The organism is Streptomyces sp. NPDC054849, assembly GCF_053610945.1.
In genome coordinates this window covers 19,610-33,327 of sequence record NZ_JBSGZI010000091.1, presented here as the reverse complement: position 1 = coordinate 33,327, position 13,718 = coordinate 19,610, and the positions used below count along the sequence as shown (strand labels likewise).

General features: G+C 68.5%; 11 protein-coding genes and 2 pseudogenes. 9 read left to right on the top strand and 4 right to left on the bottom strand.

The window, feature by feature from the left end:
• The 5 genes and pseudogenes from ACWGIF_RS29810 to ACWGIF_RS29790 form a co-directional block, all read left to right on the top strand.
• On the top strand, nt 1-358 hold a 358-nt coding region (locus tag ACWGIF_RS29810), incomplete at its 5' end, for a hypothetical protein (RefSeq protein WP_453502097.1).
• Complete coding sequence (locus ACWGIF_RS29805; RefSeq protein ID WP_453502095.1) at nt 355-1,059, top strand: restriction endonuclease; 705 nt, start codon at nt 355-357, stop codon at nt 1,057-1,059. The genes ACWGIF_RS29810 and ACWGIF_RS29805, both read left to right, overlap by 4 nt.
• A 429-nt stretch (nt 1,060-1,488) precedes the next feature.
• Entirely contained in the window at nt 1,489-2,073 is a 585-nt protein-coding gene (locus ACWGIF_RS29800; protein WP_453502094.1) for a hypothetical protein, read from the top strand.
• A 293-nt stretch (nt 2,074-2,366) separates the two neighbouring features.
• Nucleotides 2,367-2,722 (top strand): annotated as a pseudogene (locus ACWGIF_RS29795) (HNH endonuclease); the annotation flags it as partial.
• Nucleotides 2,723-2,867: 145 nt separating this feature from the next.
• Entirely contained in the window at nt 2,868-3,290 is a 423-nt protein-coding gene (locus ACWGIF_RS29790) for a DUF7674 family protein (RefSeq protein ID WP_453502092.1), read from the top strand.
• Between the two features lie 66 nt (nt 3,291-3,356).
• On the opposite strand, the gene ACWGIF_RS29785 is transcribed toward ACWGIF_RS29790, so the two are convergent.
• From ACWGIF_RS29785 to ACWGIF_RS29770, 4 genes and pseudogenes are all read right to left on the bottom strand, one after another.
• On the bottom strand, nt 3,357-4,820 hold the full coding sequence (locus tag ACWGIF_RS29785) for a UvrD-helicase domain-containing protein (protein WP_453502105.1): 1,464 nt from the start codon (nt 4,818-4,820) through the stop codon (nt 3,357-3,359).
• A gap of 261 nt (nt 4,821-5,081) precedes the next feature.
• The gene (locus ACWGIF_RS29780) at nt 5,082-5,300 is read right to left on the bottom strand and encodes a hypothetical protein (protein WP_453502106.1); all 219 of its coding nucleotides are present in this window, start codon (nt 5,298-5,300) and stop codon (nt 5,082-5,084) included.
• 267 nt (nt 5,301-5,567) lie between these two features.
• Nucleotides 5,568-5,954, bottom strand: a pseudogene (locus tag ACWGIF_RS29775) (DUF6083 domain-containing protein); the annotation flags it as partial.
• 156 nt (nt 5,955-6,110) lie between these two features.
• Nucleotides 6,111-6,374, bottom strand: a complete 264-nt coding sequence (locus tag ACWGIF_RS29770; RefSeq protein ID WP_453502091.1) for a helix-turn-helix transcriptional regulator — start codon at nt 6,372-6,374, stop codon at nt 6,111-6,113.
• Nucleotides 6,375-6,554: 180 nt separating this feature from the next.
• Here ACWGIF_RS29770 and ACWGIF_RS29765 point away from each other — a divergent pair, with 180 nt between their 5' ends.
• The 4 genes from ACWGIF_RS29765 to ACWGIF_RS29750 all read left to right on the top strand — a co-directional run bounded on the left by ACWGIF_RS29765 (nt 6,555) and on the right by ACWGIF_RS29750 (nt 13,682).
• Nucleotides 6,555-7,604: a hypothetical protein gene (locus ACWGIF_RS29765; RefSeq protein WP_453502089.1), complete on the top strand. Its 1,050-nt coding sequence runs from the start codon at nt 6,555-6,557 to the stop codon at nt 7,602-7,604.
• Between the two features lie 404 nt (nt 7,605-8,008).
• Nucleotides 8,009-8,428 (top strand): hypothetical protein, encoded by a 420-nt coding sequence (locus ACWGIF_RS29760; protein WP_453502103.1) that lies wholly within the window; start codon nt 8,009-8,011, stop codon nt 8,426-8,428.
• Nucleotides 8,428-8,991 carry a hypothetical protein gene (locus ACWGIF_RS29755; RefSeq protein WP_453502088.1) on the top strand — a complete coding sequence of 188 codons (564 nt, stop codon included), beginning with the start codon at nt 8,428-8,430 and terminating at the stop codon, nt 8,989-8,991. The genes ACWGIF_RS29760 and ACWGIF_RS29755 overlap by 1 nt, the downstream gene beginning before the upstream one ends.
• Entirely contained in the window at nt 8,991-13,682 is a 4,692-nt protein-coding gene (locus ACWGIF_RS29750) for a putative T7SS-secreted protein (RefSeq protein ID WP_453502086.1), read from the top strand. The genes ACWGIF_RS29755 and ACWGIF_RS29750 overlap by 1 nt, the downstream gene beginning before the upstream one ends.
• The last annotated feature ends 36 nt before the right edge of the window (nt 13,683-13,718 follow it).

Sequence of the window (13,718 nt, the reverse complement as noted above, 5' to 3'; positions counted from 1 at the left end):
ACTCACGGCAGTACCGCCGGCCCACCCCACCAGAGCCCACGACCCAGATCATCCAGCCAGCCAGACCCCAAAACCAGCCTTCAAAAACAACCACTTACGGAACGGGTCGATCGTGCGGGCGCACTGGCGGAACCCCGCCGGTTCCAGCAAGCAGGTCGGCCTGCTCGTCATGTTCGTGCTGGCGATGTTCGTTCTTGGCAGCAAGCCGATAGGCGGCGCTGCCCCGGTGGAGCAGGTGCCGGGGCCGCAGTCGACGGTGTATCCGATCAAGTGGCCCGGGTGGGACACGCCGGTCGTGGTGCCGACGCCGACGGTCTCGTATCCGATCGTCTTCCCCACCCCGGGGAGCACCCCGTGAGCCGGCGCCCGCCCGTACGGCGTTCGAGCCGCGGCCGGCGTCCCCGCAGGCGTCAGAACGCGGACCTGGAGAAGCTCGGGCTGTTCGCCCTGGTGGGCGTGGTGGTACTCAGTGTGGTGGTGGGCATGCTGCAGTGGCTGGCCGCGCATCCCTGGGTGGTGGTGCTCATGCTCCTGGCGGTGGCGGCCGCGGGCGGGGGGTGGGTGTGGCGGCGGAGGGAGGCAGCGCAGTGGGAGCGGGTGCGCTCCCAAGGTCTGCGCTACGCGGTCGAGCAGCTCGACCGGCTGCACCACCGGCAGTTCGAGTTCGCCGTGCGGGACCTGATGCACCGCGACGGCTGCTCGGATGCCCTCCAGGTCGGCGGCCGCGGCGACAACGGTGCGGATGTGAAAGCCACCGATCCGTACGGCCGGCGCTGGGTGATCCAGTGCAAGCATCGCAAGGCTGGCTGGTCAGGGAAGCCTGTCGGCACCCCCGACCTCCACGTCCTCAACGGCACCGGCCGACAGGTCCACGGAGGTGACGTGCTGGTCATGCTCACCAACGGCCGCATCACCAGCAACGCCGTCACTTTCGCCAAGTCACAGCGCCTGCACCTGGTCGACCGCCACCTCCTCGCCCAGTGGGCCGCCGGCTCCCGCCCCCTGTGGGAACTCCTCCGCGCCGTACCCCCACCCCGCAAACCGACCCCGCTGTCCTGAGGCCCCCGGCAACGGCCCCCGGGCTGCAGCAGCCCGGTGAAGGGGCGAGCCCTCTTCGGCGCTACGCAACCACCGGCCACGGCCGCACCCGCCGCCGCGGGCCTGACTGCCGCTGTCGCGCAGCCGGCGCCCGCGGCCAGGCGACATCGCACCGCCCTGCAGTCCCACATCGGCGGAAAGGGGCGGCCACGTCCCCGCCGCCGGTGTTGTGCTGCGGGGCTGGTGAGGCCAGTGGGGCCCCAGATGCTGGTCAGGGTAGTCGGAGCGTTCCCAGGCCGGGCGGCTGGCTCAAACCCGTTTTCGGCGTCGCTCGATGGGCCGCTTTCGGGGGGATGCCTGTGCGTGGGCGGGCCGGTCGGGGCAGCCTGGACGTCGCGGACCGGCCTGCCGGCCGGCCCGACCGCGCGCCACGAGGAGGGGATGGTCGTCATGGACAGGGTGCTACAGGCGATGGGAGCCGCGCACGAGGGATCGGTGGGGGTGTTGCTGGCCGACGGCAGCGAGCCGGGCCCGGTCTACTTCGACGTCGGCAGCGGTCCGTCCATGCCGTCATCGACCGAGTGGCACGCCTATGACGGCCGGTTCGGCCGGCCCCGGGCCGCCCTCCTGCGGGGCAGCTGCTCGTGCGGTTGGCGGGGCATGGCCGAGTACCCCCTCCACTGGACCACCCTCCCCAAGGACAGGCCGCTGTACGGGGCGGACGTCGACCTGTCCGGGCCGATCAAGGACTACGACGCGCATCTGTCGGTGATCCGGGACGCGGCCGTCCAACTCCCGGCGGAACTCACCGGTCTCCTCACCGAACTCGTCCGCCGGCTCAATGGCCTGGCCATCGAGGAGCCGCTCGTCGCATTGAAGGCCCTGGCCGACCTGCGGTACATGATCGCCCAGGTGGGCCAGGACGCGGCTGGCGAGGTCGTCGCCGGGGAGGTCCCGCTCGAGCAGGTGGCGACCGCGCTGGGCACCAACGAGACCGCGGCCCGCGGCTACCTCCACAGCTACCTCCATCCCTGACCGCGCCACGCCCCACCCGGCCCGGCACCGGGGAGCCACTCCAGTTCCCGTACGCCGCAGCACTCGGCTGTCTGGAGTTCCGTTTCTTCGGTGAAACGTCGCGACCGCCCGGGTGATGGGCGCACTGTTCCTCTCCTGCGAGGCCGGGTTGTCCGGCTACAACCGGATTCGTGATCAAGAAGCTGCTTCAGCGGGCCGTGCCCGCGCTCACGCTGTCCGTCCTACCCCTGCTCGCCACCGCCACGCCAGCCCATGCCGCCGAAGGCAAGGGGGCCTTCACCTCCACCCTGACCATCTCCGCCGTACGCGAGAGGGCGTCGCTCTTCGACGGGATCGACCGGATCCGCGCCGCCGCTGAGTCCGCGACGGATACACCCGCACCGGGTTCCGGCACTGGAACGCCGGCCGCCTGCCCGACGACGGCTGCAACACCCGCGCCGAGGTCCTCCTGGAAGAAGCCGTCGAGCAGCCCGCGATCGCGGCCCCCGGCTGCAAGCTCACCAGAGGCAGGTGGTTCTCCCCGTACGACGACACCTGGGTCACCACGGCCTCCGGCCTCGATGTAGACCACCTCGTCCCGCTCGCCGAAAGCTGGGACTCCGGGGCCTCGGCGTGGACGGCGAAGCGCCGCGAGGCCTATGCCAACGATTTCAGAAGTGGATCACTCATGTGATCTTCTCTCCAGAGGAGGTCCTGCCATGGGTCCACGGAGGCCGCGACCGGGACCACCTTCCGCTGTGGGATGTTCGGCGAATGTCCCGTCGTCTACTACTGACAGAAGGAGCGGATCGGCTGTGATCACGGATGACGTCCTCGCGCGCATGCTCGAAACGGTTCCCGAGACGAGGCCCTTCCTGGAGGAGAAGTACGAGCTCGGACCGGGTGAGGCGCTGCCGACCTCGGACGGCGAGCTGGACCTCTACGTGATCCTGCTCGATGGGTTGGTCAGGCCCGTCCTCCAGCCGGCCCTGGCGGCGCCGGAGCGGGAGGAGGACCTGCTGCGCAGGTGCTTCGGGTTCGTCGAGGAGGTCTACGCGTTCGACACCGAGCTCACCCGCGGCGCGGTGTACTTCCAGGTCCTGGAGAGCCTCCTCGACGCCCGGGAGTACCTGGTCAACGCGATCCCCTTCCTGCGGGGAAACATCAGGGAGCCCGTCTCCAAGATGCTCAGGACCTATGAGGTCGAGGGGTACGAGGACGGCCTGCCGCCCCTCTAGGTGTGTTGTCCCGGGACGTTGAGGACACGCGTGCCGGGTTCTGAAACTGCGGGGACCGAGACCGCGTCACACGGGGTTGCCGCCGGGGTGGTCATGGATCCAGGCCAGACCGCCGAGGTCGAGGCAGCACCTGGCCCGGGTCACTGCAACGTAGGACAAGCGTGCCTCTGCATTGTCGATTGGGCCGGGCACGGGGCGGCCCTGGGCGTCGGGTTCCTCGGCGTCCTTGGGCGGCCTGAAGTCGTTGCCGATCTGGACCGTTGGCCATTCACGGCCTTTGGCCTTGTGGGCTGTGGACACGGTGACCTGTGCGTGTTGTTCGTCGACGAGTTGGCTGACTGCGGCGAGGAGAGCGTCGGGGGTGTGGGTGTCGATCAGGTCGACGAAGGGCTGGAGGTCGGCGCCGGCCGGGTCGTAGGCGGCGTAGTCCTGGAGTTCGCCCCAGGAGGAGAAGAGGAGGAGTTCAGGGTGGCTGGGGGGACGGCCGTTCTTGAGGTCTCGGGCGGCGAGCGCGAGGCTGCGCAGGCTTTCCCCTCCGCCGGTGAGGGCGACGCGGCGGCTGGCCTGGAGGTGGGTGAGCACCTGGGTCATGGCGCCGATGTTGGTTCGGCACAGGACGGCGTCGGGGGTGTCGACGGTGTCGAGCCTGGTGGGGATTGTTTCCGTGCCCTGGAGGCGGATGGGTGCGCCGGCGAGGGCGAGCCATCGGTTGGCTTCGCGGGCGAGGTGCGGGCCGAAGCGGAAGGACTGCGTCAGGGCCAGGGGGGTGCCGTCGAAGCGGGTCATGACGTCGGTGGCGCCGCGCCAGCCGTAGATGGCCTGGGCGGAGTCTCCGACCATGACGAGCTGGGCGTGTCCGCGCTGTGCGGTGAAGACCTGCTCGACGACGGGGTTGGTGTCCTGAGCCTCGTCCAGGAGGAGAAAGTCGGCGTCGATCTTCGGCTCGGACAGGGCCCACATCTTCAGGTAGTGGTCGTGTTCGAAGCGGACGACGCCTTGTTCGGGGTGCTGCAGGTCCTTCCAGGCTTTGCGGGCGAACGGGAGTACGGCGGCGGCGAGTTGTTTGTGCTGGTCTGCGTTGCCGAGGCCGCGCAGGTGCGGAATGTGCCGGCTGGTGATGGCGGGGTCTGCTGAGTAGCAGAATCTGGTGAGGGTCTTCAGGACGGTGTGGGAGAGGACCTTGACCGATAGGTCGTTGTCTCCGATACGGACGGGTTTGGTGATCCCGAGGGCTTGTCCGGTCTTCCAGCTGGGCTGGCGGGCGCTGCCCAGGCGGAACCGGTAGCGGTGGCCGACTGCGGCGTAGGCGAGGGAGTGTGCGGTCTTGCAGGTGACGTGGGCTGGGAAGCGGCTGGCTGCATCGAGGGCGATGGCTTTGTTGAAGGCGAGGTAGCGGCCGCGGCTTTTGGTGGCTGTGGCGAGCAGGGCAAGGGTGGTGGTCTTGCCGGTGCCGGCCCCCGCCTGGAGGACCATGTGGTCACCGGAGCGGAAGCGGTCGGCGGCGTGTGCCTGTTCGTCGGTGGGGTTCAGCACGTGGTCGCTCCGAGCGTGGGCGGGTGTGTCGAGTTGGGCCGGGGGCAGTCAGGGGGCAGCCGCCAACGGCGTTTCGGTGCAGAGAAGCGGTCGGATCGGCATGGCGTCCGCACGGGGGCGGCGGTTCTTTGGCTGGGTGGACCGCCGGGGAGTCTCGCCGCTCGTCGGGGCATTACCCGTGGCGGCCGTTGCTCTGTTGCCTTGGGTGTCCTGAGGGCAGGCTGGCGAGGGGGCGCGGTCCCCGGCTGCCCGGGGCGCTCACGGGTGCCCTCGAGTTCGGTTCTGAACGCCGGCGGGGAGCCGGGTGGCGATGTGGTGGCGGTGGAGCAGAGGATCGAAGATCTCCCAGTCTGCCAGGGTCACATCTGCCGCTCCGGGTGCCAGCGCGTGCAGGGGGCAGCGTTGGGTGTGCCAGCGCTCCTGCTCTTCGTGGGACAGGTGCCCGAGGTCGTAGACGGCGATCTCGTCTGCTGACAAGACACGTGGGTGACGGTCTGGCGTTGCGGAAGTAAGCCGCCAGATGCCGTGAGAGGCCCCGCTGACGAGGACGGGGTTGAGGCAGCGGGTGCGTCTGCGGGTCTGGGCGACGCATTGGATGTCTTCGACGGGCCGGGCGGCGAGGTAGCGGCCGCGGAGCATGTCCACGACCGGTCTGGCGGGCCGGCACGGCAGCGCCGTGTCCGGGCTACCGAGGGGGGCCTGTGGCGCGGGCGGGGCGAAGGATCCGGTGTTGAGGAGGTGTCTGGTCTGCAGGGCGAGGCGCCGTCGCACACTGGCGAGCTGGCGTGTCAGCGATTCGGGGGCGTCGCGTGCGGGGCACAGGGTGGGGTGGTCGATGCGGCACCAGCGGCTTCCGTCGTCTGCCGGGTAGGCGATGCCTGATCCGATGTGCCAGCGGTGGATTTCGGGCACGACTGCGGTGGGCAGTTCGTGCGGGTGGAGGCTGACGGGTTGGTGGTGGTCAATGCGGGTGTACCAGTGGACTGGGTTGCCGCAGTGGGCGCACCGGCCGCTCTGGGCGGTGCAGAGCAGGCGGCTGGGGCTGTCCGTGGCAACGCGCAGGGCGCGGCGGCGGGGCGGGACTGGGCTGCTGTTCCGGCGGCGGCTCGTGGAGGGCTGGGTGTGGCGCATGGCCGTGAAGGTTCCAGTCGACGCGCCGTGCGTGTGGTGTCCGCGCCGGTCCTGTCCCCCGACCGGCTCAATCCATGCGGGCGCACTGTCGGCTTTCGAGCGCCCATTCCCGTGCCGTCACCGGATCGGGTGGTCTGGCGGAGCGAGGAGTCCGGCCTATTCCTTCCCGCAGCCCGGTGGCGTGTGGCCGTCGCAGAGGGCGGCGAAGAGGCCGCCGAGGGGGACGTCGAAGGCGTGGCCGAGGGCGTGCCAGCTCGGCAGCGATCCGATGGTGCGACCCTGCTCGATTTCGATGAGGGTGCGCCTGGACAGGCCAGTCCGGCTGGCCAGTTCGTCGTAGGTCCAGCCGCGTTCGCCCCGAAGGCGCGCGAGTTCTAGGCGCAGCGCGTCGAGGTTGGGTTCGGGCGGCAAGATCGTCACTCCACCATCGGACGGTGCAGGACCCTGCCCTGTCAGTGCAGACCTCTGCCCTATTTCCGCAGGTGGCGGCGATCTCGCATGGGGCAGAGGTCTGCACTACGGTGCGGCCGTCGCCCCGACTCCCCGGCAGGCGGCCCGTCCCCGGCTCCGGCTGGACGGTCGAGGAGGAAGGCCGGCCCGATGAGGCTCTGCACGCCCCACCTGACGGTGCGGCGCACCTGGACCGTGGAACTGCGTCCGCAGCCCCGCGGTCCTCAACTCGCCTGCCCCCAGTGCGGCCCCACGGCCGCGCGTGTGAAAGACGCGACAGCCCGCTCGGCCGTACTCGCCCACCTGGCCGGGCATGCAAGGCTCGCCGCCTTGCCCCGGCACCTGCGGACCTGCCAGTGCCATGAACGCGGCTGCCAGTGGCACCCCCGCCATCGCGGCTGCGCCGGCCCCGTCGTGCTGGTCCTGACCCGCGAACAGGGAGGGCGCCTGTGGCGACTCACCGACGCCTGCACCAACTGCGCCGCGGCCACCCACGACGCCGCCATCGTCCCCGAGACACCGGTCGACGCCTCGCCTGTACGGAGCAGACGACACCACTCCCCCGCGCCACCCGGCCTCAGCCCCCGGGAGCGGATCCGCGACATGCTCTCGTACCTCGCCGCCGCACTCCCGCCGTCCGTCGGCCCGCAGGCCCGCCTGCTCGCTCTGCAGTGTGCGCTGCGCGCGGACCGGTACGGGCGCGTGCGAATGCCCGGCGGTTTCCTCCGCGGCATGCTCCTGGCCGGTCGGAACTCCGGGGCGTGGCATGAGCTAGAGCAGGTCCGCTGGCTGCACTACACGCGGGGCTCTTCGGGTGGCCTTCAGGCGCAGTTGTTGGACGCGACGGTCCTCACCCAGGCGTCGGGGCGCGCCCTGCGCGCGCAGGCAGCCGGTCTGGCTCTGTGTGCGGCCTACTCCCCCGCCACCCGCGCCCAGCCAGCCGCGGTGCGGCTGACCGCCGTCGCCCTGACCGCGCATCTCTCCCCCGGCGGCACCTGCGGAAGTGCCGACCTCGCGGACTTCGCCCGTGTCTGCGCTTTGGCCGAGGAACAACTCACGGCGGCCCTGGAGCGCCTGGGCAACACTGGTGTTCTGTCCTCCTGGTCGCTTGAGCTCTCGACAGGAGAGCTGCACTGGCGGACGGCCGGCTCCGCTGCGCAAGTACCGCTGGCCGGGGGAGGCAGTGGCGGAGCAGCCTGAGCCCGATCGAGCAGCTGCGGACACTTGTATGAAGGGTGCAGGAAAGCGGCTCCTAGCGGCATGCCCGCAGCCTGCTAGCGCGCGGACATGGTCGTCGAGCATGGGTCCGCCCGGGCAGCTGCTACACGCGTGCTCAGGTGTACGGGTGGAGCACCGTGAACAAGGGCTCGGCGAGTACCGGGCACGGAGGGGGTGCTGCTGCCGCGCGCCTCTTCGGTCGGGCCGCCGTGTTCGCCGAGAGGTGGTGGTTATGGGAGGCGGAGTTGTAGTGGACCCAGGGTCAGCGGGCTTGGGCCCGTGTCTCGGGTCGAGGCGGCCGGAACGCAGCCAGTCTGATAAACCGATTTGGTGATCAAGGTACGGTTTCCCTTTTGAGTGTGTATCAGCGGGAGGGGACGCAGTTCATGGGGCTGGTCGCAGAGATTGCCGCGTACCGGGACGGGAGGGCGGATCCGGGGCGCCTGGTGGGTGAGTTTCGCCGGGCCCTGCGCCTGCTCCCGCTCACCGACCGAGGGCAGGGCGGTTTGATGTCGGCTGTCTCCGGTGGGATCCGTTGGCTGTACGCGTGCACGGATGAGGAGGCCCTGTCCCGGCTCGCTCAGGCCCGTGGGGAAGCCGGCCGGGAATGGCCGTATCTCGCCATTCTCGGCGCGCGCCTGGTCGACGAGGTGATTCCTGCGGTCGGCGGCCCCGCGGGTGTGGCGGTGAACGTGGCCGACGAGGACGGGTCCATGCTGTTCCCCCCGATGGCCGGCATCGTCCCCGATACGTGTGCCGTAGATGTCGAGCTGGATGCCAACGGTGGCCGTGGGGAGGTGGCCTGATGGCGGGTGACGGTGACCTTGAGGTGGCCCCGAGTGCGGTCGCCGCGATCCAGAGCGGTCTGCGGGCTGCGATCGCTGAGTTGCGCGAGGCCGGGGATGCGGCTGGCGCCTCCCAGGGTGCCGGGTTCAGTGAGTTGTCGATGACGGGTATGGAGACAGGTCATGCCCGACTGGCCACCAACTTCGAGGATTTCTGCGAGCGGTGGGAGTGGGGTGTGCGCGCTCTGATCCAAGACGCGTCGACGCTGGCGGGGAATCTGGGGATCGCGGCGGGGACGGTGTGGGAGGAAGACCAGTACATCCAGGGCTCGTTCAAGGTGGCGGCGAATGCGGCATGGGGCAACCCGCACGCCAGCGAGGACGATATCGAAGGGAAGGCCTGGGGTGACATCTTCCGGGCCGACGTCTACAAGCCGGACTTCAGCACGGGGTCTTTCGACAAGAGCCGCGAGGACATCGCAAAGACCTGGTCGGACACCAAGGACACGGTGACGTCGACGGGGAGGGTCCAGTCGCTGAAGGATCTACTGGACCAAGCCGATGGCAACGGGGGTGGAAACTGATGGGGTTGCGGGACTTTGTTCCGGACTCGGCGGAGGACTGGGTCGAGGACCGGGCCGAGGATGTCGGCGACCTCGTCGAGTGGGGCGGCGGCAAGGTGGCCGACGCGGCGGACAAGGTCGGCTTGGACGATGCAGGCGACTGGGTCCGTGACAAGAGCCGTTCTGCCGCGAACCAGCTCGGCGCGGAGGTCGCCGAGCTGGAACTGGGCCAGACGGACGATCCGAAGAAGCTGGTGTACGGCAGCGTCTCCAAGATCCGCGAGCAGGTCTCTCACCTGAACGACTTCAAGAAGTCTTTCGATCAGGTCGGCAACGGCCTCAAGGGCGTGGGTGAGCCCGAAGGGTTGAAGGGCAAGTCGGCGGATGCTTTCCGGCAGGCCGTGGCCAAGGAACCCCCGCGCTGGTTCAAGGCAGCCGACGCCTTCGGTAAGGCTGCTGACGCCCTGGGCCGGTTCGCGGAAACCGTGGAGTGGGCGCAGGGCAAGGCCAAGGAGGCCCTGGAGGAGTACAACAAGGCGGTGCGGGCGTCCCAGGACGCCTACGACGCGCACAAGAAGCTCGTCGATACCTACAGAGAGGCTGTGGCCGCGAGGAAGGATCACCTGCCGCCCAGGCCGTCGGAGCACTACGACGACCCGGGCAAGGTGATGGCGATGGCCGCTCAGGAGAAGCTCGCCGACGCCCGCAAGCAGCGTGATGAGCAAGGCGAAACGGCCGCGGCAGCCGTCCTCGCGGCCCGGGACGCCGCCCCGCCCAAGCCCTCGTACACCGAGCAGCTCGGCGATGGCCTCGATTACCTCGATCTGGCCTCCACCCACCTGGTGGGCGGCGTCGTGAAGGGCACCGCCGGCCTCGTCAACTTCGGCCGCGCGCTCAATCCGCTGGATCCGTACAACCTGACCCACCCCGCCGAATTCGTGACGAACCTCAACTCCGTGGCGTCCGGCCTGGTGACTGCGGTCAACGACCCCTGGGGTACGGGCAAGCAGATGCTCAACGAGTTCATGAAGGACCCTTCGGAGAGCCTTGGAAAACTCATCCCCGAGCTCATCGGCTCCAAGGGCATGGGACCCCTCAAGAAGCTCTCGGTTCCCTTGAAGAACAAGACCTGCAAGGGTGACCCAATCGATGTCGCCACTGGTGAGATGGTCCTGCAGCACACCGATCTCTCGCTTCCCGGTGTACTGCCTCTGGTCATCGTCCGCACGCACGTGTCGGGTTACCGGTTCGGGCAATGGTTCGGTCGCAGTTGGGCTTCCACCTTCGACGAACGCGTCGAAGTGAACCCGATCGGCGCGGGTGCGATATGGGCCCGCGAGGATGGATCGCTGCTTGTCTACCCCCGCCTGCCTGAACCTGCCGGCGATCCAGTGCTGCCTCTGGAGGGACCGCGCCTTCCCCTCATACATGACGGAGAGGCCTTCGGGGAAACCACGTACTCCATATCCGACCCCCGCACCGGACTGATCCGTTCGTTCACAGGCAGCCCTTACAACGCATCGAGTGCGTACTGGCTGGCGGGTATCGAGGACCGTCACGGCAGCAGCATCACGATCTCCCGCAGTCCTGCCGGAGCCCCCAGGACCGTCTCCCACAGCGGCGGCTACACCGTCGAAGCTGACGTCCAGCAGGAACGGGTGCGCGCACTGCGTTTGCGGACGCCTGAGGGGCCGGCGGAGGTGCGCAGGTACGGATTCGACGACCGGGGCAACCTCGACGCTGTGTTCAACAGCTCGGGGCTGGCTCTGCGACTGGCCTATGACGAGCACGGCCGGATCACTTCCTGGACGGACCGCAACAACTCCACGTTCGGATACGTGTACGACGAGGACGGACGGGTGCTGCAGACCGTCGGGCCGCAGGGCTTCTTGTCCTCGACCCTCTCCTACGGCGCGGTCCAGGAGGAGACTGCTCACTCCATCACCCGTTACACCGACTCCACCGGGTCCACCACAACCTTCCACATCAACGACCGTCTGCAGATCGTGGCGGAGACCGACCCTCTCGGACACACCACGCACTTCGAAGCCGATGCCCACAACCGGCTCGTGGCTGTCACCGACGCGCTCGGACACACCACCCGCTTGGAACGCAACGACGATGGTGACGTGGTCGCCATGGTGTCGCCTGACGGAGTGCGTACGGCCGCTTCCTACGACGGGTACCGGCGACCCACGGAGATCACAGAACGCGGGGGGATCCGGCACAGCTATACCTACGACTCGGACGGCAGCATCACCGCCACCGACCCCACCGGCGACCGTATCCGCAGATCCTTCGACAACAACGGTGCCGTGAAGGAGATCGTCGGCCCAACGGGACTGGCGACCCGCGTCGTCAACAACCCGGCAGGCCTGCCCGTGGAGGTCACCGCACCGGACGGTGCGACGGCGTCGTACATCCGGGACGCCTTCGGACGGATCAGTCATGTGACCGACGCCCTGGGCGGCACCCTCACCCAGCAGTGGACCCCTGAAGGCCGCCTGTCCTGGCGCACACTGCCCGACGGGACCCGGGAAGAGTGGACGTGGGACGGTGAGGGGAACCTGCTGACCCACACCGACCGCATGGGCCGCACCAGCCACCACACGGTCACCCACTTCGACCGTGCCGCCACCACGACAAGCCAGGACGGCGGCAGCTACCAATACACCCACGACACCGAGCTACGGCTGACAAAGGTCACCAACGGCGAAGGGTACGAGTGGACGTACACCTATGACCCCGCAGGTCGACTCGTGGCCGAGACCGACTTCGACGGCCGCACGATCACCTACGAGCACGACGCCGTCGGCCGCCTGACCCGTCGGACCAACGCGGCCGGCCAGAGCCTGACCTTCGAGCGGGACGCATTGGGCCGCGTCACACGCCTCATCCACGACGACGGGGCCGCCTCCGTCTTCTCGTTCGGTCCGCAAGGCCACGTCACCCGCATCATCAATGATCACGCCGACATCACCCTGGCGTATGACGCCACCGGGCGGATTCTGGCCGAGACCGTCAACGGCCGCACGAGCACTTTCGGATACGACGCCCAGGGGCGGCGCTCCTACCGCCGCACACCCTCCGGTGCGGTCAGCCGTCTTGTCTTCGACGCAACCGGTCTGGCCTCGTACACCTTGGGCGAACACGTGTTCCGCTTCGAGCGCGACGCAATGGGACGGGAGAGCACCCGCCTTCTCGACAACAGCTTGCGCCTGAGGCAGGACTGGGATCCAGTGGGCCGCATCGTCCATCAGGATCTCGCCGCAGATGGCACGTCTGTCCTCAAGCGCTCCTTCACCTACCAGGCGGACGGCTCCCCCACTGTCATCGACGACAGCGGTCTCGGCCGTCGCAATTACACCCTCAACGCCGCTAGCCGCATCACCGCGGTCCAAGCTAAGGGTTGGAATGAGCAATACGCGTACAACACTGCGGGAGACCAGACCGACACCCGGCTGCCCACGCAGACACCGGGCCAGGACGAGATAGGCCCCCGCGCATACAGCGGCACACGGATCACCAGGTCGGGACGTACTCGCTACACCTACGACGCCCAGGGCCGGCTCTCCACCCGAACCACCACCACACTCAGCGGCAAGTCCCTGACGTGGATATTCGCCTGGAATGCCGAGGACCGCCTCACCCAGGTCACCACACCCGACAACGTCATCTGGCGCTACGGTTACGACGCGCTCGGCCGCCGGATCACCCGGGAGCGCCTCAGCCCTGACGGCAGCCCAGCCGAGACGTACACCTACACCTGGGACGGCGCGCAAATCGCCGAACAGAACGACGGCCACACGACCCTGACGTGGGATTACACCGGTCTCCTGCCCCTCGCCCAGCGCGAAGTCAAAAGGAACGGCAGCCAAGAGGAAGTCGACCGGCGGTTCTTCGCGATCGTCGCCGATCTGTCCGGGGCGCCCACCGCTCTGGTCAGGCCAGACGGTTCACTCGCCTGGCGGGCACGCAGCACCGTGTGGGGGGCGACCCAGTGGAACCGGGACGCCACCGCCTACACGCCACTGCGCTACCCCGGCCAGACGTTCGATCCGGAAACCGGGCTCCACTACAACTTCAACCGGTACTACGACCCAGCCACCGGCCGCTACATCAGCCCCGACCCTCTCGGGCTCGCACCTGCCGCCAATCACTACAGCTACGTACCCAACCCGTTCACCCTCTGGGATCCACTGGGCTTGGCCGGCTGCGAAGCCGACCCCACGTGGGGAGACCGTGTCGTCTTCACCCGCGATGAACACGGCCGACCGTACGAGATGCACGCCACGGTCACCCGCGACATGCTCAACGAGGGAACCGACGCGAACCAGGCACTGCGCCCGCCCGGGTTCATTCACGGCACCGTGTACAACCAAGGCCGCGGCCACATGCTTGCGCAAATGCTCGGTGGGTCAGGCGACACCCTGGACAACCTGTTCACCATCACGCAAAACCCGACGAACAGCCCCGTCATGCGTGACCTGGAACAATCCATCTACAACGCTGTGCGCGGCGATCCGGCGAACAATGTTCCCGGGCAGACCGTCCAGTACAGCGTCTATCTCGAGTACACAGACGACCTGGCAGACTCTGTCCCCAGGTGGATAACCATGGAAGCCGACGGCAGAGACGGATTCACTCTCAGAGACGACTTCCAGAACCCCGACCACGCCAATCAACAGCTCCGCCGACGAGGAAGCCCGTGACCGATCTAAGCGCCCTGACCCGGCTCTGCCCACCGC

What these genes read in the sequence shown, in the direction of transcription:
- ACWGIF_RS29800 (WP_453502094.1), top strand. Translation starts at nt 1,489, where the DNA reads ATGGACAGGGTGCTACAGGCGATGGGAGCCGCGCACGAGGGATCGGTG.
- ACWGIF_RS29765 (WP_453502089.1), top strand. Translation starts at nt 6,555, where the DNA reads ATGAGGCTCTGCACGCCCCACCTGACGGTGCGGCGCACCTGGACCGTG.
- ACWGIF_RS29760 (WP_453502103.1), top strand. Translation starts at nt 8,009, where the DNA reads ATGGGGCTGGTCGCAGAGATTGCCGCGTACCGGGACGGGAGGGCGGAT.
- ACWGIF_RS29755 (WP_453502088.1), top strand. Translation starts at nt 8,428, where the DNA reads ATGGCGGGTGACGGTGACCTTGAGGTGGCCCCGAGTGCGGTCGCCGCG.
- ACWGIF_RS29750 (WP_453502086.1), top strand. Translation starts at nt 8,991, where the DNA reads ATGGGGTTGCGGGACTTTGTTCCGGACTCGGCGGAGGACTGGGTCGAG.